The organism is Amycolatopsis roodepoortensis (genome assembly GCF_014873915.1).
GTDB lineage: Bacteria > Actinomycetota > Actinomycetes > Mycobacteriales > Pseudonocardiaceae > Amycolatopsis > Amycolatopsis roodepoortensis.
In genome coordinates, this window is the sequence record NZ_JADBEJ010000001.1 from 1,680,272 (window position 1) to 1,696,918 (window position 16,647).

The following is a 16,647-nucleotide window of genomic DNA, read 5'->3' on the forward strand; positions in this document are numbered from 1 at the left end:
CATGCCAAGAATCCCCGCCATGCAGGCCGTCGTCGACGTCCTGGTCAGTGAGGGCGTCGACACCGCGTTCGGCTGCCCCGGCGCCGCGATCCTCCCGCTGTACCACGCGATGCAGGACAGCGGGATCGAGCATCTGATCGTGCGCCACGAAGAGGGCGCGACCCATATGGCCGACGGCTGGGCGAGGACCACCGGCAACGTCGGCGTCGCGATCGGCACCTCCGGGCCCGCCGGGACGAACATGATCACCGGCCTCTACACCGCACAGGCCGACTCGATCCCGATCCTGTGCATCACCGGGCAGGCCGACTCGCGGAAGCTGCACACCGAGGCGTTCCAGGCCGTCGACATCGTCGAGATCGCCAAACCGGTGACGAAATGGGCCGTGCAGGTCAAGGAGGCGGCCCAGCTGCCGTGGGTGTTCCGGGAGGCGTTCCGGATCGCACGGTCCGGCCGTCCGGGGCCGGTGCTGATCGACCTGCCGATCGACGTCCAGCGGCAGGAGATCGAGTGGGACTCCAGTATCGACTCGCCGTTGCCGGTCACGAGGGCGACGCCGTCGCCCGCCAGGGTCGAGCGGGCGCTGGACCTGCTGCTCGCCGCCGAACGGCCGCTGATCCTCGCCGGTGGCGGCGTGGTGCTCGGCGACGCGAGCGACCGGCTGCGCACCGCGGCCGAACTGCTCGGCGTCCCGGTCGGTGTGACGTTGATGGGCAAGGGGACCTTCCCCGAGGACCACGAACTGTTCGCCGGCATGGCGGGTATCCAGACGTCGCAGCGATGGGCGAACGCGGCCTTCCTCGAAGCGGATCTGGTGCTGGCGCTCGGCGCGCGGTTCGGCGACCGGCACACCGGTGATCTCGACGTCTACCGGGGGAACCGGAAGTTCATCCACGTCGACATCGAGCCGACACAGCTGGGCAAGGTGTTCGGGCCGGACCTCGGCATCGTGTCGGACACGGGCGCCTTCCTGGACGCGCTGATCGAGGCGGCGTCCAAGCGTTCGCCGGTGCGGGATCGGGCGTGGCCGCGGCGGATCGGCGAGCTCAAGGAGAGCCTGCCGCGCCGCGAGGACTTCGAGGACACGCCGATCAAGGCGCCGCGGGTGTTCAAGGAGATCAACGAGTTCTACGGCGAGGACGCCTACTTCGTCACCGCGATCGGGCTCTACCAGATCTGGTCCGGCCAGTTCCAGCGCGCGCACAAGCCACGGCACTATCAGGTGTGCGGCCAGGCGGGCCCGCTCGGCTGGGAGATCCCGGCGGCGATCGGGGTCAAGAAGGCGAAACCGGAGGCCGAGGTCGTCGGCGTCGTCGGGGACTACTCGTTCCAGTTCCTGGTCGAGGAGCTGGCGGTCGCCGCGCAGTACGACGTCGGCTTCGTGCTGATCATGCTGAACAACGAGTACCTCGGGCTCATCCGGCAGGCCGAGACCGGCTACGAGATGAACTTCGAGGTGGACATCCACTACGACAAGATCGGCACGGACAACGTGAAGGTCATGGAGGCCTACGGCTGCTCCGGCACCCGCGTCACCGAACCGGGCGAGATCCGGACGTCGCTGGAGTGGGCGCGCAAGGAGGCCGAGCGGACGTCGCGGCCGGTGCTGGTGGAGATCATGATCGAACGCGAAGGGAACGCCGCGATGGGCAAGGCGCTCGACAGCGTCGTCGAGTTCGAACCGATCGCGGGCTGATGACGGTGTCCCGGCGGCCCGCCCGCCGGGACACCGTCATGCGGTCAGGCCTTGCTCTGGTCGTTGCTCAGCCACTTCTCCGGCCGGACGCGCACCAGCACGGAGTTGTCGCTGAGCGCGCCGTCGACGTACTTCGTGCCCTCTTCGCCAGGCAGGTAGCGATGCGCGATCTTCAGCGCCTGCTCCCTGGTCGGCGGCGCGTCGTTGGCGACGACCGGCCCCTCGGCCGTCACGTACTTGTAGGGGAAGGTCTCCGTCTGCGCGACCAGGCTGAGCCTGCCCGCCTTCTTGATCGCCTTGTCCTTGACCGAACCGCCGTCCATCCAGATCAGGAGTTCGCCGCCGGGCTCGTAGTCGTACCAGACCGGCACGGCCAGTGGGGCCCGGCCTTCCCGCTCCACGGCCAAGACCCCGATGTGGACCTCGCTCAGGAAGGCTTCCCGTTCTTCGGCGGTCATGACGAAAGACGACATCCGTGTCTCGCTTCTCTCGGTTCGGTGAGCTACGAGAAGCGATAACGCGGCCGGTCTTCGTGACATTCCGGGCGCTCGGACTCGTGAGTGGTAAGGACGGTTCTAACCGTCCTTACCACTCACGAGGCGTTACGGGGTCGGGGAAGGGGTCGTGCTGGTCGGGCTCGTCTCACCGGTGTTCTCGGCCGGGGTCGAGGCCGGCGGCGCGGAAGACGTGCTGGACGGAGGAGGCGTCGTCGAGGGCGGAGGCGTGCTCGAAGGCGGTGTCGACGAGGGAGGCGTCGACGAAGGCGGCGTGCTGGTCGGCTTCGAGGGCGACGTGCTGCTCGGCGGTGTGGTGCTGCTCGGCGGGAGCGACGTGCCGGGCTGGGAGGTCGGCGGCGGCGTGGTCGTGCCGGGCGGGGGAGCGCCGGGCAGGGTCGGCACCGGGACCTCGCCGCCGGGCGTGCCGGCGGCGACGTCCGGGGAGTCGGGAGCGCCGACGGGCACCTGGCTGTCCGGCGTGGTCGCGACGCCGCCGCGGTAGGCGACCGCCCAGCGGATCACGGTGTCCACATAGGACAGTGAGTGGTTGTAGCGGTACACGGCCACGCGTTGCGTCTGCTCGGACGTCAGGTCGACGCCGCCGGAGCACAGGTATCGACCCGAGGCGAGCGTCGCGTCGTAGATGTTGTTCGGGTTGGACTCGCCGTCGCCGTTGCCGTCGGAGGCGTAGCCCTTCCACGTCGACGGGATGAACTGCGTCGGGCCGACGGCGCGGTCCCACACCGTGTCGCCGTCGTACTTGCCGCCGTCGGTGTCCGAGATGGCTGCGAACGGCCCGGCGCCGTTGAGCTGCGGCCCGAGGATCGGTTCGAGGGTGTCGCCCTTCGCGTCGACGTAACCGCCGCGCGCGTGATTGGACTCGATGCGGCCGATACTCGCGATCAAGGCCCAGTCGATGTGGCAGCCGGGCAGTTCCTTCGCGAGGATGTCGGCCGCGTTCTTGTACGCCTTCATCATGCTGGCGGGGATGCCGAGCGCGCCCGACGGGGCGAACGCGCCGCCGACGTTGCCGCTGTAGCCGGGGACGGTCAGCGGATCCGGCGTGGGCGGCTGGGGGAGGCTGCCGTCGACGGCGATCTCCGGGACCGTGCCCGCGGGCGGCTGCCAGGCCGCGGCCTGGTTCTGCGGCGCGGCCGGTTTCGGCGCGGCGACCGGGGCGTCCGGGCCCGCCGACGCGGTGACCGCGGGCAGGACGGCGAGCGCGCCACCGGCGAGCGCGAAGGCCGTCCGGTGCCGGGCGGACAACTTGTCCGTCTGTCGAGGGCGGTGCTTCGGCATGTTCTCTCCCGCTAGGTCGACTCCGGGCAAAACTATCCGATACAACCGAATTTCGGGGACGACGCAACGAAAAACCCGCGAACCTGTCGAGTTTTCGTCCGCCCGGCACAAGACCTTCGTAGTGAAGTTGTCAATTTCACGCTGAGTTCACCGAACCGTCAGCAGAATCCTCGCTCGCTCCGCGGAGGTGGTCTGAACCGCGTGCAAAGAGACCTTTGCACAATCTTCTTTGCACGGCTACCTTGGTGTCATGACCGGTCCGCCGCCACCCGAAGAGATCGCCGACGCCGCCGTGCTCAAGGCGGTGATGCACCCGCTGCGCCGCCGGATCATGGAGGCGCTGGGTCGCGGACCCGCGACGGCGACGAAGCTGGCCAAGGAACTGGGGGAGAGTTCGGGCGCGACTAGCTACCACCTGCGGGAACTGGCGAAATACGACTTCGTCGACGAGGCGCCGGAGCTCGCGCACGGCAAGGAGCGCTGGTGGCGTGCCCGGCCGCGCGACATCCGCTGGCCTCGGCACAGCGAGCAGAACGACGAGATGCGCGCCGTGTTCGACGAGGCGCAGCGCGCCGCGTTCACCGAGGACCTCGAACAGCTGGCGCGTTTCCTCGAGCGACGCGGTGAGCTGGGCGAATGGGGTGACGCGCTGGTGTTCTCCCGCGGCTCGGTCTATCTGAACCTCGAAGAGCTCAAGGAGTTCTTCGACGAGTACCTGGACCTGCTGCGCCGCTATTGGCGGCCGGAACCCGGTCCGGACGCGCGGAAGGTGCTCGTGCGCTGGACGGCGTTCCCGGACGCCGACGGGGAGGTGAGGGAAGGGAAGTAAAACCGGTGGGAGAGCGGCCACTCGACCACCGGTAACGCGTCACCACGCCGGACGGCGTGTCTTCACGAACGACTCCACAGACAAGGGGGAGCAGCATGCTGCTCTGGAAGAGGATCGCGGCCGTCTGCGCCGCGGCGGGCCTGCTCGCGGCGGGGACCGCGACGGCCGCGCAACCGCCGGACGGGGTATCCCGGCCGGACGCCACCATCCGCTACACCGAATACGGCATCCCGCATATCGTCGCGAACGACTGGGCGGACCTGGGCTTCGGGCAGGGGTTCGCCGCGGCCAAGGACAACATCTGCGCGATCGCGGACGTCGCGGTCACCACGCGGGCCGAGCGTTCCCGCTGGCTGGGGCCCGACGCGCCGCCGACGAGCGGAGTGAGCCAGGCGAGCACGAACCTCGCGAGCGACCTGTACTTCCAAGGCCTGAACGACAGCGGGGTGATCGAGCGGCTCCTTTCGGCGCCCGCGCCGCGCGGGCCGTACCGGGAGGTCCGCGAACTGATCCGCGGGTACGTCGAGGGGGTCAACAAGTACCTGCGCACCGGTGAGATCACCGATCCGGCCTGCCGGGGCGCCGGCTGGCTGAAGCCGATCACCGAACTCGACGTCCACCGGCACGCCCACGCGGTCGGCATGATCTTCGGTCAGGGCGGTGTCGCGGACTCGATCACCGCGTCGGCGCCGGGTGCGCCGCCCGCGGGCCGCGGTACCGAACAGATGCTGGGAGAGACCGGGATCGGCAGCAACGCGATCGCGGTCGGTTCGGCCGCGTCTGCGAACGGACGTGGCGTCTCGCTGGCCAACCCGCACCTGCCGTGGCAGCTGAGCGGCACCAGGCTGTGGCAGTCGCAGATGACGCTGCCCGGCAAGCTGAACGTCAGTGGCGCCGGTATCCCCGGCATTCCGCTCATGTGGCTGGGACACAACGAAACCGCCGCCTGGAGCGGGACCGCGACCGACACCACGCGTACGTACACGCTGTTCGAGCTGAAGCTCGTGCCCGGCTCGCCGACGACGTATCTGGTCGACGGGAAGCCCGAGCGGATGCGCCGCCATGACGTGAGTGTCCTGTCCCGCAAGGCGGACGGCACCCTGGAACGGGTCGTACGTCCACAGTGGACGACCAGGTACGGACCGGTGACGACCCGGCTCGGGCAACGGGAATTGCCGTGGACGGCATCGACGGCGTTCACCATCGCGGACGCCAACGCCACGAACCTCGGGATGACGAACTCGATGTTCGCGATCGCCCGCGGCCGGACGGCGGGGGAGATGATCGGCGCGGTCCGCGAGACACAAGGGTTGCCCTGGATGAACATCCTCGCCACCGACGACCGCGGCCGGGTGGAGTTCAGCCAGATCCACGGGGTCCCGCACGTCACCGACGAGAAGGCGGCGCGCTGCAACACCCCATTGGGCAAGGAACTGTTCGACGCTGACGGCGTCGCGGTGCTCGATGGCTCCAAGACTGCCTGCGCTTGGGGGCGTGACAGGGACGCGCTGCGGCCGGGTGTCTTCGGCCCGTCCAGCCTGCCGAGCCTGAGCCGCACCGACTACGTGGCGAACTCGAACGACAGCTACTGGCTGCCCAATCCCGCGGTGCCGAAGACCGGTTTCCCCCGGATCGTGGGCCCGGCCCGCTACGAACAGAACATGCGGACGCGAGGCGGCTTCGTCGAGATCGCGGATCAGCTGAAGAAGGGCGGCTTCACCGGGCAAGCGATGCGGGACCTGATGTTCTCGCACCGGGACCACGCCGCCGAACTCGTCCGGGCCGACGTCGTCGCGATGTGCCGCGCGATGCCGGGGATGGAGGCCGCGTGCGCCGCGCTGGCGGCTTGGGACGGCCGTTCGGACGCGGACAGCCGGGGCGCGCTGCTGTTCGACCGGTTCTGGGCTCTCGTCGATCGCATGGGTTCGTCGATCTGGAAGGTCCCGTTCGACGCCAAGGATCCGGTCCACACGCCGAACACCCTCGACACGGGTAACGCGGCGATCCGCCAGGCGCTTTCCGCTGCCGTCGCGGAGTTGCAGGCGGCGAAGATCCCGCTCGACGCGCCGTACGGCGACAACCACTACGTCGTCCGTGACGGCCGGAAGATCCCGCTGGGCGGCGGAACCGCGGCTCGCGGCGTCTACGACTCCCTGGGCGGCCCTTGGGATCCGGCCCGTGGGTACACCGAGTTCACGCACGGCGGAACGTACCTGCACGTCGTGGCGTTCAACGGGACCGGCTGCCCGGACACGACGACGCTGATGACCTACTCGCAGTCCGCGAACCCGGAGTCCGCGCACCACAGCGACCAGACGGAGCTGTACTCGCGCAAGCGATGGGTCACCGAACGGTACTGCGAGAAGGACATCCTCGCGTCGCCGTCGCTGGAGGTCATCCGGGTGAGCAGGCGATGATCGCCGCGTTGCTCGCGGCCGTCGTGGCGGTCTCGTCACCGCTGCCCGCCGCGGCTCCGGACGGCGAAGTCTCGTTCACCAGCCACGGGGTCACCCTGCGGGGAACGGTGGTCGCGCCGGCGGGCGGCGGTCCGGCGCCGGGCATCGTCATGGTGCACGGATCCGGCGAACACGACCGGGAAGACTACCGCGCCGAGGCGGAATCCTTCGCCAAGGCGGGGATCGCGACCTTGATCTACGACAAGCGGACCGAGGGCTATTCGCTGTTCGAGCGGGACTACTCGGTACTGGCCGAGGACGCTCTCGCGGCCGTCCAGGCGCTGCGTTCGCGCCCGGGAGTGGATCCGGCCCGCGTAGGCGTATGGGGTCTGAGCGAAGGAGGCTGGGTCGCGCCGCTGGCGGCCTCGAAGTCGAAGGACGTCGCCTTCGTGGTCACAGTCGGGGCGAATGGCGTTTCGCCCGACCGCCAGCAGTCGTGGGCCTTCGAGACCTACCTGCGCCGAGGCGGTGTCACCGGTTCGATGGTGGACATGGTGTCGTCGACGAACATGCGCACCCTCGCGGGCGCGGGCGTGTTCCCCGAGGCCGGCTACGACCCGGTCCCGGTGCTGGAGAAGGTGCGTCAGCCGGTGCTCGGGCTGTGGGGTGAACTGGATCGGCTCACCCCGCCCGGCGAGGCCGTCCGGATCTTCCGGGAGACGCTGGACCGGGCCGGGAACCGCCAGTACACGCTGAAGGTGTTCCCGCAGGCCCAACACGGGCTCCGGCGGACCACTGACGGTTTCGACAAGCTCGACGGCTTCGCTCCCGGCTACCTCGACCTCGTCGCGAACTGGGTGACCGGAGCGAAGGAAGGGCCGTCCGCCGACCCGCCACCGGTCCAGGCGAGCCAAAGTGCCGCGCTGGCACCGCTCGCCTGGTACGAGGCGCCGTGGCTGCAGATCGGGGTCTGGGCGCTGGCGTTGCTGGCGTTCGCGGCCTACCCGGTGACGGCGTTGTTCCGCCGTCGTAAGGAGGTTCCGCTCGCCGGGCCCGCACGCTGGCTGGCGTCGGCCGGCCTGCTCGGGACGGTGGGATTTCTCGTCTACTACGTCGTGCTGACGACGGGGGCGGCGATGGCGCCGGGCCCGGTCCTTTTAGGACGGACGTTGCCATGGCTCGCGTTGCAGCTGATCGCGGTCGGGGTCGCCGCCGGGGCGGTGACCGCGGTCTCGTGGTGGCGGAGGAAGGAACGCGGGGGAGTGCGTGTCGGCCTGCTGCTGGCCGGGGCCGTGCTGTTCGTCCCGTGGGCCGTCCACTGGGGACTGCTGGTGCCGTGAAATGAGCCTGGGTGCCGGGCGGCCACCCGGCACCCAGGCGAACGGAAGCCGCGTCACCACGCCCGAGGGCGTGTCTTCACGAACGGACCTCCGGTTCAGAAGATACTCAGGACTTCGGGGTGACGGCGAACCGGCGCAGCTGCAGCGCCGGGTTCTTGGCGCGTACCTCGGAGATCCGCTCGGCGGAGACCTCGCCGGTCGCGGTGCCCGTGCGCTCGCCGAGCGAGGCGACGACGACGCCCATCGGGTCGACGATCATGCTGTGGCCCGAACCCGCCGGCGCGGCTTGCCCCGCCGCGACGAGGTAGATCGTGTTTTCGATCGCCCTGGCCCGGACCAGGGTGGTCCAGTGGTCCTCCTTGAGCGGGCCGGGCATCCACTCCGCGGGCAGCAGCACCGCGTCCGCGCCCGCGTCGACCAGGCGGCGGGTGACCTCCGGGAACCTCAGGTCGTAGCAGGTCTGGAGACCGAAGGTGATCCCGTCGACCTCGAACGTCTCCGGCGCTTCGATGTCGCCGGGCCGGACCAGTTCCGATTCGCGGAAACCGAAGGCGTCGTACAGGTGAAGCTTGCGGTAGAGCGCGGCGATCGCGCCGTCGGGGCCGGCCGCGACCAGCGTGTTCGAGATCCGCTCGCCGCCGGGGAGCGCTTCGTTGATGCCCGCGACGACGGTGATCTGCCGGTCCTTCGCGAGGCCGCGCAGCTCGGTGACGAACGGCCCGTCGAGTTCTTCGGCCGAGGTCACGAATTCCCGGCTCATCGTCGGTACGGTGAACAGCGAGTACTCGGGCAGGGCGACCACCCGCGCACCGCGGTCGGCCGCTTCGCCGACGAGGGAGGCGACTCGGGCGAGGTTGGCCTCTTTGTCGTTGCCAGGCGCGAACTGCGCCACCGCGACGTGCACCATGGGACCCCTTCCAATCAGTGGAACTCTTGTATACATGATGGATACTTGGCTGGTCCAGGTGTAGGCTCTGTCGCGGAAAGTGACGGAATAGAGGGGGAACGAGATGACTGTGACCGCCGAAGGGGGCGGCCCGGCGCGCGAGCGGGTCTACACGTGGCTGCGCGACGGAATCATCTCGGGTGAGCTGGAAGGCGGCCGCTTCCTCGACGAGATGTGGGTTTCCGGCGTCGTCGGCGTCTCCAGGACGCCGGTGCGCGAGGCGTTCCACCGCCTGGCCGCCGAGCGGTTCATCAGCCTCCTGCCCCGCAAGGGCGCCCAGGTGCGCACGGTCACCGCCAGGGAACTTGAAGAGGTGTACCAGAGCAGGCGGCTGATCGAAGGCCATGCCATCGCCGCGCTCTGCGCGAACCGGGCGGGCGCTCCGGCCGAACTGCCGGAACTCATCGAGGCGATGGTGAGCTCCGGCGCCGAACGCGACTGGTTCGCCGTTTCGGGGTTCGACCGCCGGTTCCACCGCGCCATCGTGAACGCCGCGGGCAACACCGTCCTGACCGAGCTGTACGACACGCTCCGGTCACGGCAGCAGCGGGTCACGGTCCGCGCGCTGGAAGCCCGCCCGGAGCGGCTGACGGTGATCAACGAGGAACACCGGGCGCTGGTCGCCGCCCTGAACGCCCATGACGTCAAAGAGGCGTCACGGCTGCTGGAGGAGCATCTGCGCCCGGTGTCCGAAGTGATGTCGGCGCTGCCGCAGGAGGGCTGACCTCGATGGGACTCGAAAAGGTCGTCGGCGCCATGCGTGACAACCTCACCGTCCGGCGCGTCTACGGCGAACCCGTCGAGAAGGACGGCGTCGTGGTCATCCCGGCCGCGAGGGTGATCGGCGGCGGAGGCGGCGGGCACGGCGCGGAGCAGGACAAGGAAGGGGAGGGCGGCGGTTTCATCCTCGCCGCGCGGCCTGTCGGCGCGTACGTCCTCAAAGGCGGCGAGGTCCGCTGGGTCCCGGCGGTGGACGTGACCTTCCTCGGCGCGGTCTTCGCGATCACGGTCGCCGCGATCCACCGGCGCCGGCTATCCCGGCGAGGATCAGCTCGATCCCGGTGAGGAACTGCGCCCGGTCGTCGTGATCGCGGGCCTCGGCGGCGACGGCCCGGAGGAAGGGGAACTCGCCGGGGTCCAGTTCTTCCCAGGCGTTCGCCGCCGCGTGGAGGAATTCGGCGCGGTCCACTCCGGGCCCGAGCACCCGGGAGTTCGCCGCGTTCTGGCCCGCGGCGCCGAAGATGTAGTGCACCAATGCCGAGGTCGCCGTGAACCAGGCGGTTTCGGGGATGCCCAGCGCACTGACCCGCTGTCCGATCCCTTCGAAGATGCGCGGGGTCACCGAGCCACGAGGGCTACGGGAGAGCTGGAGGGCGAGCTGCGGGGAGAGCCACGGGTGCCGCTCGATCGCTTCGAACAGGCCGAGTCCGATTGCCCGGATCTCGTCCTCCGGCGAGCCGCCGGCCTCGACGTTCAGCGCGGTGGCGATGACGGACGCGGTCGCGGCGTCCAGCAGCGCGCCCTTGTTCGGCACGTGCCAGTAGATCGCTCCGGGGCCGGTGGCGAGGCGTTCGGTCAGCGTCTTGAAGGTCAGCCCGCGCTCGCCCGCCGCGTCGAGCAGTTCGACGGCGGCCTCGACGATGCGCTCGCGTGACAGTGCCTCCGCGCGGGTCCGTGGTGCCATGCCGGTCATCCTGGCAGAGCCAGGATCGCCGTCGAGCGGACGCGGACCGGCGGCTTTCGGGCTAGTTTCCCTGTATGGCGAAAAGCTCGGCGGTGGAGATCGAGGTCGGCGACCGGACGGTGCGCATCTCGAACCCGGATCGCGTCTACTTCCCGGCACGGGGCGAGACCAAGCTCGACCTCGTGCGCTACTACCTCGCCGTCGGCGACGGGATCGTGCGGGCACTGCGGGAACGGCCGTGCATGCTGCACCGGTTCCCGTCCGGCGTTTCGGGGGAGAAGGTCCATCAGAAGCGGGTGCCGAACGGCGCTCCCGACTGGTTGCAGACCGTCCGCGTCGACTTCCCCTCCGGCAGGCACGCCTACGAACTGTGCGTCACCCATCCCGCCGACGTGATCTGGGCGGTACAGATGTCGACCGTCGAGTTCCACCCGTGGAACTCCCGCCGCGCCGACACCGAACGCCCCGACGAATGGCGGATCGACCTCGACCCGATGCCCGACTGCCCGTTCTCCACCGTGCGGAAGGTCGCCCACACGGTCCACGAGATCCTCGACGAACTCGGGATCACCGGCTGGCCGAAGACCTCCGGCGGGCATGGCCTGCACGTCTACGTCCGGATCGAGCCACGCTGGGGTTTCCAGGAGGTCCGCCGGGCGGCGCTGGCCTTCGCGCACGAGGTCGAGCGCCGGATGCCCGACGAGGTCACCACCACCTGGTGGCGCAAGGACCGTGACCCCTCGAAGCTGTTCGTGGACTACAACCAGAACGCCCGCGACCACACCATCGCGAGCGCGTACTCGGTTCGCGGGGTGCCCGAAGCCGTCGTCTCGACGCCGATCCGGTGGGACGAGATCGACGACGTCGAACCGCGCGAGTTCACCATCGCCACGGTGCCCGCGCGCTTCGCCGAACTCGGGGACCTGCACGCGGGTATCGACGACACCGCTTACTCCCTCGACACCCTGCTCGAGTGGGCGGACCGAGAAGGCCTCGACACCGACGGCGAGTGACCTCCCCGCATTCAGTCCTCTAAATGCGGGTCGGGTGGGGCCGGGTGAGGGTTGCGAAAGCCACTTTCGCAAAGTTGAAGGTTGCGAAAGTGGCTTTCGCAACGTGCCCTGCCGCCGCCTCCCGTGGAGCCCGCCCCTCGCCGGCGCCGGCTTCGGCTGTCGCGAAAGCCACTTTCGGGACGCCAGATGTCCCGAAAGTGGCTTTCGCGACGCGTGTGACCCCCTTCCGCATTTAGAGGACTAAATGCGGAAGGAGGAGGGCTCACTTGCCGACGTAGGCCGCCAGGTGCTCGCCGGTGAGCGTCGAAGCGCTCGCGACGAGGTCGGACGGCGTGCCCTCGAAGACGATCTTGCCGCCGTCGTGGCCGGCGCCGGGGCCGAGGTCGATGATCCAGTCGGCGTGCGCCATGACCGCCTGGTGGTGCTCGATCACGATCACGGACTTGCCCGCGTCGACGAGCCGGTCCAGCAGGCCCAGCAGGTTCTCGACGTCGGCGAGGTGCAGACCGGTGGTCGGCTCGTCGAGGACGTAGACACCGCCCTTGTCGCCCATATGCGTCGCGAGCTTCAGCCGCTGTCGCTCGCCGCCGGAAAGCGTGGTGAGCGGCTGGCCGAGGCTGAGATAGCCGAGCCCGACGTCGTCGAGCCTGCTGAGGATGGCGTGCGCGGCCGGGATGCGCCCGTCGCCCTCGCCGAAGAACTTCACGGCCTCCGACACCGGCATCTCGAGCGCTTCGCTGATGTTCTTGCCGCCGAAGGTGTACTCCAGCACCGACGCCTGGAACCGCTTGCCGTCGCATTCCTCGCAGGTGGTCGCGGTACCCGCCATGATGCCGAGGTCGGTGTAGATGACGCCCGCGCCGTTGCAGTTCGGGCAGGCGCCCTCGGAGTTGGCGCTGAACAGCGCCGGCTTCACCCCGTTGGCCTTCGCGAAGGCCTTGCGGATGGGTTCGAGCAAGCCGGTGTAGGTGGCCGGGTTGCTCCGCCGCGAGCCGCGGATGGGGGTCTGGTCGACCGAGACCACGCCCTCGGCGGCCGGGATCGAGCCGTGGATCAGCGAACTCTTGCCGGAACCGGCCACACCGGTGACCACGCACAGGACGCCGAGCGGGACGTCGACGTCCACGTTCCGGAGGTTGTGGCGGTCCGCGCCGCGGATCTCCAGTTTGCCGGTCGGCTTGCGGACGCTGTCCTTGAGCGACGCCCGGTCGTCGAGGTGCCTGCCGGTGATGGTGTCGCTGGCGCGCAGGCCCTCGACGGTGCCCTCGAAGCAGATCGTCCCACCCGCGGTACCCGCGCCGGGTCCGAGGTCGACGACGTGGTCGGCGATGGCGATGGTCTCCGGTTTGTGCTCGACGACCAGCACCGTGTTGCCCTTGTCCCGCAACTGCTGGAGCAGGTTGTTCATCCGCTGAATGTCGTGCGGGTGCAACCCGATGGTGGGCTCGTCGAAGACGTAGGTGACGTCGGTGAGCGAAGAGCCCAGGTGCCGGATCATCTTCGTGCGCTGCGCCTCACCGCCCGAAAGCGTGCCGGACGGCCGGTCGAGGGAGAGGTAGCCGAGACCGATGTCGACGAAGGAGTCGAGCGTGTGCTGGAGTTTCTCCAGCAGCGGCGCGACCGACGGCTCCTTGAGCCCGCGGACCCAGTCGGCCAGGTCGCTGATCTGCATCTTGCAGGCGTCGGCGATGTTGATCCGCTTGATCTTCGACGAACGCGCGAGCTCGCTGAGCCTGCTCCCGTCGCATTCGGGGCAGGTGGCGAAGGTGACCGCCCGGTCGACGAACGCGCGGATATGCGGCTGCATCGCCTCGCGGTCCTTGGACAGGAACGACTTCTGGATCGTGGGGATCAGACCCGAGTAGGTCAGGTTGATGCCCTCGATCTTGAGCTTGACCGGCTCCTTGTAGAGCAGGTCGTCCAGCTGCCGCTTGGTGTACTTCTTGATCGGCTTGTCGGGGTCGAAGAAGCCGCAGCCGCGCAGGATGCGGCCGTACCAGCCGTCCATGGAGAAGCCGGGGATGGTCAGCGCGTGCTCGTTGAGGGATTTGCTGTCGTCGTACAGCGCCGTGAGGTCGATGTCGTTGACCTGCCCCCGGCCTTCGCAGCGGGCGCACATACCGCCGGTGATGCTGAACTCGCGCCGTTCCTTCGTGGTCCGCCCGCCCTTCTCGACGGTCACCGCGCCAGCGCCGGAGATCGACGCGACGTTGAAGGAGAAGGCCTGCGGCGAGCCGATATGGGGCTTCCCGAGCCGGCTGAAGAGGATGCGCAGCATGGCGTGGGCGTCGGTGGCGGTGCCGACCGTGGAACGCGGGTCGGAGCCCATCCGCTGCTGGTCGACGATGATCGCCGTGGTCAGGCCGTCGAGCACGTCGACCTCGGGCCGGGCCAGCGTCGGCATGAAGCCCTGGACGAAGGTGCTGTACGTCTCGTTGATCAGCCGCTGCGACTCGGCCGCGATCGTGTCGAAGACCAGGGAGCTCTTGCCCGAGCCGGAAACCCCGGTGAACACCGTCAGCCGTCGCTTCGGCAGCTCGACGGCGACGTTCTTGAGGTTGTTCTCGCTCGCGCCCAGCACGCGAATCAGGTCGTGGCTGTCGGCGGGGTGTACCTCGGGCGCCTGCGGCCTGGTGGTCTTGCGCATCTTCTCTCCATCCTCATGGGGGCCGCGTGCACTGTCCGTCAGCCTCACCGGGCTCGATCTAACCAGGTTCGAGCCGTTCGTCCTCGACGTTGGTCACGCTAGGTGAGTTCGGGCGCCGCCCGCTTCTCGATTCCTGACCGGTGACGTTCAGACGCTCCAGCCCTCGCTCTTCGTCGCCTTCAGGTAGTCCTCGACCGGCGGGCCGACCGGCCTGCCCTCGTACTGCGTCGACAGCACGACCGACGAGCGGATCTCGCCGTGTTTGCCCAGCCGTTCGAAGAGACCTTCGAGGTGTTCGAGCGACACGGCCCGCACCTTCAGCATGGTGCAGCGGTCGCCGCTGAGCCGATGCAGCTCGACGACCTCGGGATAGTCCTCGGACTTGCTGGTCCGCAGCAGGCAGCTGCCGAGCGAGCAGCGCATCTCGACGAACGCCTGCAGGCCGTACCCGGCGCGGTTGGCGTCGACCTTGGCGCGATACCCGGTGATGACCCCCGCCTCCTCCAGCCGCCGGACCCGTTCGGCGACGGCGGGGGCGGAGAGGTTCACGCGGCGGCCGAGTTCCTTGAACGAGAGCCGCCCGTCGCTCTGGAGCGTTTCGAGGAGCCGCCAGTCGAGGTCGTCCAGCGCCCTTTCCGATCGTAAGGTCATACCGCCCGGATTCCTTCCATCATGCGCCTCGCACCCCCGCGAGGCCTTCGACAGCCTATTCGCCGCGGCGCCCGGAATCCTTAGGTTTGAAGCATGAAACCGATGTTGGCGCTCTTCGTGGGCGTCGCCTGTCTCAGTACCGCGGTCGTCGGCCTGTCGACCACGGCGGCGCTGATCGTGGTCGAGCACGCCGGCGCGGCGTGGAGCGGGCTCCCGAACGCCGTGCTGGTACTCGGTTCCGCGGCGGGTTCGCTGTGGTCGGGGGCACTGGCCGCCCGCTACGGCAGGCGGCTCGTCCTGGTGCTGATGTACGGCGCCGCGGTGGCGGGCGCGCTGATCTCGTTCGCCGGCGTGCTCGGCGGATCCGTGCTCGCGCTGGTCGCGGGGATGCCCTTGATCGGCTTCGGCAACAGCGGCGCGCAGCTGTCCCGGTACACCGCCGCCGACCTGTCGCCCGAGCACCGCAAGGGATTCGCACTGTCCACAATGGTCTGGGCGGGGACCGTCGGCGCGATCGCGGGTCCTGCGCTGATCGCACCGGCGGCGGCGAAGGCGGAAGCCGCGGACCTGCCTGCCCTGTCCGGCCCGATCGTGGCGGGCGCGGTCGTCGTGGCCATCGCCGTGGTCGCCGTCGCCACCCTGCCGCGCGGCCTCGCCGCCCCGGCGGAGGGGGTGCCGAGGCGGGAGCGGATGTCCGTGCGGAACCCGGCGATCCTCGGGCCGCTCGTGGCGATGGTCGGCGCGCAGCTGGCCATGGTGGCGGTGATGACGATGACACCGGTCCAACTGCACCAGCACGGTCAGGGACTCGACGTCGTCGGCTGGGTGCTGAGCGCCCATCTGGCCGGGATGTTCGCGCTGGCGCCGTTGTCCGGCTGGATCGCCGACCGCTGGGGCGGCCGCGCGACCATCTTCGGCGGGATCGGCACGCTCGCCGTCGCGGCGATGACCGTCATCGCCGCTCCCGCTTCGCATCACGTGGGAATCCCGGTCGCGCTGTTCCTGCTGGGCTACGGCTGGAACCTGGTGTTCGTCGGCGGCAGCAGCCTGCTCAGCCGCGATCTCCCGCCCGCTCAGCGGACGAGGGCGCAGGGCACGGTCGACGCCTTCGTCTGGGGGACCTCGGCCGCCGCGAGCCTGCTCGCCGGGCAGCTCTTCGGCCTGGGCGGATACGTTCTGGTCGCGGTCGCGGGCGGGCTGTGCGCCCTCGCCCCGCTCGCGGTGATCGGCCGCCGGGTGCCCGCGCCGGAACCCGCCGAAAAAGCCGGGCTCCGCTGATCTGCGAAACCCGGGGCCTGCCGTCATACTGCTTCACTCCGACACGAACGAACCCGTGATGACGCAGATCACGTGGGTGACCGATTCGGAGGGTCCTAGGGTGAAAGCAGACAAGGTGCGGGAGATCGGGGGTGCACGATGAGCGAGTTCGCGGTGAATCTGCGGGACCGGGTACGGCAGGCGAGGGAGGACGTCCAGATCGCCAAACAGGCCTCGGATGAGGACAGGGCTTCGGCCGTCGGCGCCGATCTGGCCAACCTGGAGCGACTGGCCGCCGAGCACGGCGTGGAACTGCCGGAGCAACCCTCTGGTGACGTCCGGGCGTGACCCCGGGTTCCGGGCCGGTGATCGGGATTTGACACCCTGGGGCG

General features: G+C 69.4%; 15 protein-coding genes. 9 read left to right on the top strand and 6 right to left on the bottom strand.

Features of this window, described 5'->3' with window-relative positions; genetic code table 11:
* Position 1 precedes the first annotated feature (1 nt).
* Positions 2 to 1,696 (top strand): glyoxylate carboligase, encoded by a 1,695-nt coding sequence (gene gcl, locus H4W30_RS07685; RefSeq protein ID WP_192742128.1) that lies wholly within the window; start codon positions 2 to 4, stop codon positions 1,694 to 1,696.
* A gap of 44 nt (positions 1,697 to 1,740) precedes the next feature.
* Here the strand turns inward: gcl and H4W30_RS07690 are convergent, their stop codons facing one another.
* Positions 1,741 to 2,169 carry a pyridoxamine 5'-phosphate oxidase family protein gene (locus tag H4W30_RS07690; RefSeq protein WP_126734573.1) on the bottom strand — a complete coding sequence of 143 codons (429 nt, stop codon included), beginning with the start codon at positions 2,167 to 2,169 and terminating at the stop codon, positions 1,741 to 1,743.
* 129 nt (positions 2,170 to 2,298) lie between these two features.
* Positions 2,299 to 3,492: a lytic transglycosylase domain-containing protein gene (locus H4W30_RS07695; RefSeq protein WP_192742129.1), complete on the bottom strand. Its 1,194-nt coding sequence runs from the start codon at positions 3,490 to 3,492 to the stop codon at positions 2,299 to 2,301.
* A 250-nt stretch (positions 3,493 to 3,742) separates the two neighbouring features.
* Between H4W30_RS07695 and H4W30_RS07700 the strand changes: the two genes are divergently transcribed.
* The 3 genes from H4W30_RS07700 (at position 3,743) to H4W30_RS07710 (ending at position 8,057) form a co-directional block, all read left to right on the top strand.
* Positions 3,743 to 4,321: an ArsR/SmtB family transcription factor gene (locus H4W30_RS07700; protein ID WP_126737323.1), complete on the top strand. Its 579-nt coding sequence runs from the start codon at positions 3,743 to 3,745 to the stop codon at positions 4,319 to 4,321.
* Positions 4,322 to 4,416: 95 nt separating this feature from the next.
* Entirely contained in the window at positions 4,417 to 6,738 is a 2,322-nt protein-coding gene (locus H4W30_RS07705; RefSeq protein ID WP_192742130.1) for a penicillin acylase family protein, read from the top strand.
* Positions 6,735 to 8,057, top strand: coding sequence for an alpha/beta hydrolase family protein (locus tag H4W30_RS07710; RefSeq protein WP_192742131.1), 1,323 nt, complete (start codon positions 6,735 to 6,737; stop codon positions 8,055 to 8,057). The genes H4W30_RS07705 and H4W30_RS07710 overlap by 4 nt, the downstream gene beginning before the upstream one ends.
* Before the next feature lie 106 nt (positions 8,058 to 8,163).
* Here H4W30_RS07710 and H4W30_RS07715 read toward each other — a convergent pair whose 3' ends face one another.
* Positions 8,164 to 8,964 (bottom strand): carbon-nitrogen hydrolase family protein, encoded by an 801-nt coding sequence (locus H4W30_RS07715; RefSeq protein WP_034307677.1) that lies wholly within the window; start codon positions 8,962 to 8,964, stop codon positions 8,164 to 8,166.
* Positions 8,965 to 9,067: 103 nt separating this feature from the next.
* Between H4W30_RS07715 and H4W30_RS07720 the strand changes: the two genes are divergently transcribed.
* Entirely contained in the window at positions 9,068 to 9,727 is a 660-nt protein-coding gene (locus H4W30_RS07720; protein ID WP_192742132.1) for a GntR family transcriptional regulator, read from the top strand.
* A gap of 5 nt (positions 9,728 to 9,732) precedes the next feature.
* Complete coding sequence (locus tag H4W30_RS07725; protein ID WP_192742133.1) at positions 9,733 to 10,068, top strand: sporulation protein; 336 nt, start codon at positions 9,733 to 9,735, stop codon at positions 10,066 to 10,068.
* Here H4W30_RS07725 and H4W30_RS07730 read toward each other — a convergent pair.
* Positions 10,007 to 10,687, bottom strand: a complete 681-nt coding sequence (locus H4W30_RS07730; RefSeq protein ID WP_192742134.1) for a TetR/AcrR family transcriptional regulator — start codon at positions 10,685 to 10,687, stop codon at positions 10,007 to 10,009. The genes H4W30_RS07725 and H4W30_RS07730 overlap by 62 nt on opposite strands.
* Before the next feature lie 74 nt (positions 10,688 to 10,761).
* Between H4W30_RS07730 and ligD the strand changes: the two genes are divergently transcribed.
* Complete coding sequence (gene ligD, locus H4W30_RS07735; protein WP_192742135.1) at positions 10,762 to 11,700, top strand: non-homologous end-joining DNA ligase; 939 nt, start codon at positions 10,762 to 10,764, stop codon at positions 11,698 to 11,700.
* A 262-nt stretch (positions 11,701 to 11,962) separates the two neighbouring features.
* On the opposite strand, the gene H4W30_RS07740 is transcribed toward ligD, so the two are convergent.
* On the bottom strand, positions 11,963 to 14,347 hold the full coding sequence (locus H4W30_RS07740) for an ATP-binding cassette domain-containing protein (protein WP_192742136.1): 2,385 nt from the start codon (positions 14,345 to 14,347) through the stop codon (positions 11,963 to 11,965).
* A 147-nt stretch (positions 14,348 to 14,494) separates the two neighbouring features.
* The gene (locus H4W30_RS07745) at positions 14,495 to 14,998 is read right to left on the bottom strand and encodes an Lrp/AsnC family transcriptional regulator (RefSeq protein ID WP_192742137.1); all 504 of its coding nucleotides are present in this window, start codon (positions 14,996 to 14,998) and stop codon (positions 14,495 to 14,497) included.
* Positions 14,999 to 15,091: 93 nt separating this feature from the next.
* On the opposite strand from H4W30_RS07745, the gene H4W30_RS07750 reads away from it, so the two are divergent.
* Together H4W30_RS07750 and H4W30_RS07755 are read left to right on the top strand one after the other, a co-directional pair.
* The gene (locus tag H4W30_RS07750) at positions 15,092 to 16,276 is read left to right on the top strand and encodes an MFS transporter (protein ID WP_192742138.1); all 1,185 of its coding nucleotides are present in this window, start codon (positions 15,092 to 15,094) and stop codon (positions 16,274 to 16,276) included.
* 138 nt (positions 16,277 to 16,414) lie between these two features.
* Complete coding sequence (locus H4W30_RS07755; RefSeq protein ID WP_192742139.1) at positions 16,415 to 16,603, top strand: hypothetical protein; 189 nt, start codon at positions 16,415 to 16,417, stop codon at positions 16,601 to 16,603.
* Positions 16,604 to 16,647 lie beyond the last annotated feature (44 nt).

Coding starts and splice junctions, on each gene's coding strand:
- gcl (WP_192742128.1), top strand. CDS start 2: ATGCCAAGAATCCCCGCCATGCAGGCCGTCGTCGACGTCCTGGTCAGT.
- H4W30_RS07695 (WP_192742129.1), bottom strand. CDS start 3,492: ATGCCGAAGCACCGCCCTCGACAGACGGACAAGTTGTCCGCCCGGCAC.
- H4W30_RS07745 (WP_192742137.1), bottom strand. CDS start 14,998: ATGACCTTACGATCGGAAAGGGCGCTGGACGACCTCGACTGGCGGCTC.
- H4W30_RS07725 (WP_192742133.1), top strand. CDS start 9,733: ATGGGACTCGAAAAGGTCGTCGGCGCCATGCGTGACAACCTCACCGTC.
- ligD (WP_192742135.1), top strand. CDS start 10,762: ATGGCGAAAAGCTCGGCGGTGGAGATCGAGGTCGGCGACCGGACGGTG.
- H4W30_RS07710 (WP_192742131.1), top strand. CDS start 6,735: ATGATCGCCGCGTTGCTCGCGGCCGTCGTGGCGGTCTCGTCACCGCTG.
- H4W30_RS07700 (WP_126737323.1), top strand. CDS start 3,743: ATGACCGGTCCGCCGCCACCCGAAGAGATCGCCGACGCCGCCGTGCTC.
- H4W30_RS07705 (WP_192742130.1), top strand. CDS start 4,417: ATGCTGCTCTGGAAGAGGATCGCGGCCGTCTGCGCCGCGGCGGGCCTG.
- H4W30_RS07755 (WP_192742139.1), top strand. CDS start 16,415: ATGAGCGAGTTCGCGGTGAATCTGCGGGACCGGGTACGGCAGGCGAGG.
- H4W30_RS07730 (WP_192742134.1), bottom strand. CDS start 10,687: ATGGCACCACGGACCCGCGCGGAGGCACTGTCACGCGAGCGCATCGTC.
- H4W30_RS07740 (WP_192742136.1), bottom strand. CDS start 14,347: ATGCGCAAGACCACCAGGCCGCAGGCGCCCGAGGTACACCCCGCCGAC.
- H4W30_RS07715 (WP_034307677.1), bottom strand. CDS start 8,964: ATGGTGCACGTCGCGGTGGCGCAGTTCGCGCCTGGCAACGACAAAGAG.
- H4W30_RS07690 (WP_126734573.1), bottom strand. CDS start 2,169: ATGTCGTCTTTCGTCATGACCGCCGAAGAACGGGAAGCCTTCCTGAGC.
- H4W30_RS07720 (WP_192742132.1), top strand. CDS start 9,068: ATGACTGTGACCGCCGAAGGGGGCGGCCCGGCGCGCGAGCGGGTCTAC.
- H4W30_RS07750 (WP_192742138.1), top strand. CDS start 15,092: ATGAAACCGATGTTGGCGCTCTTCGTGGGCGTCGCCTGTCTCAGTACC.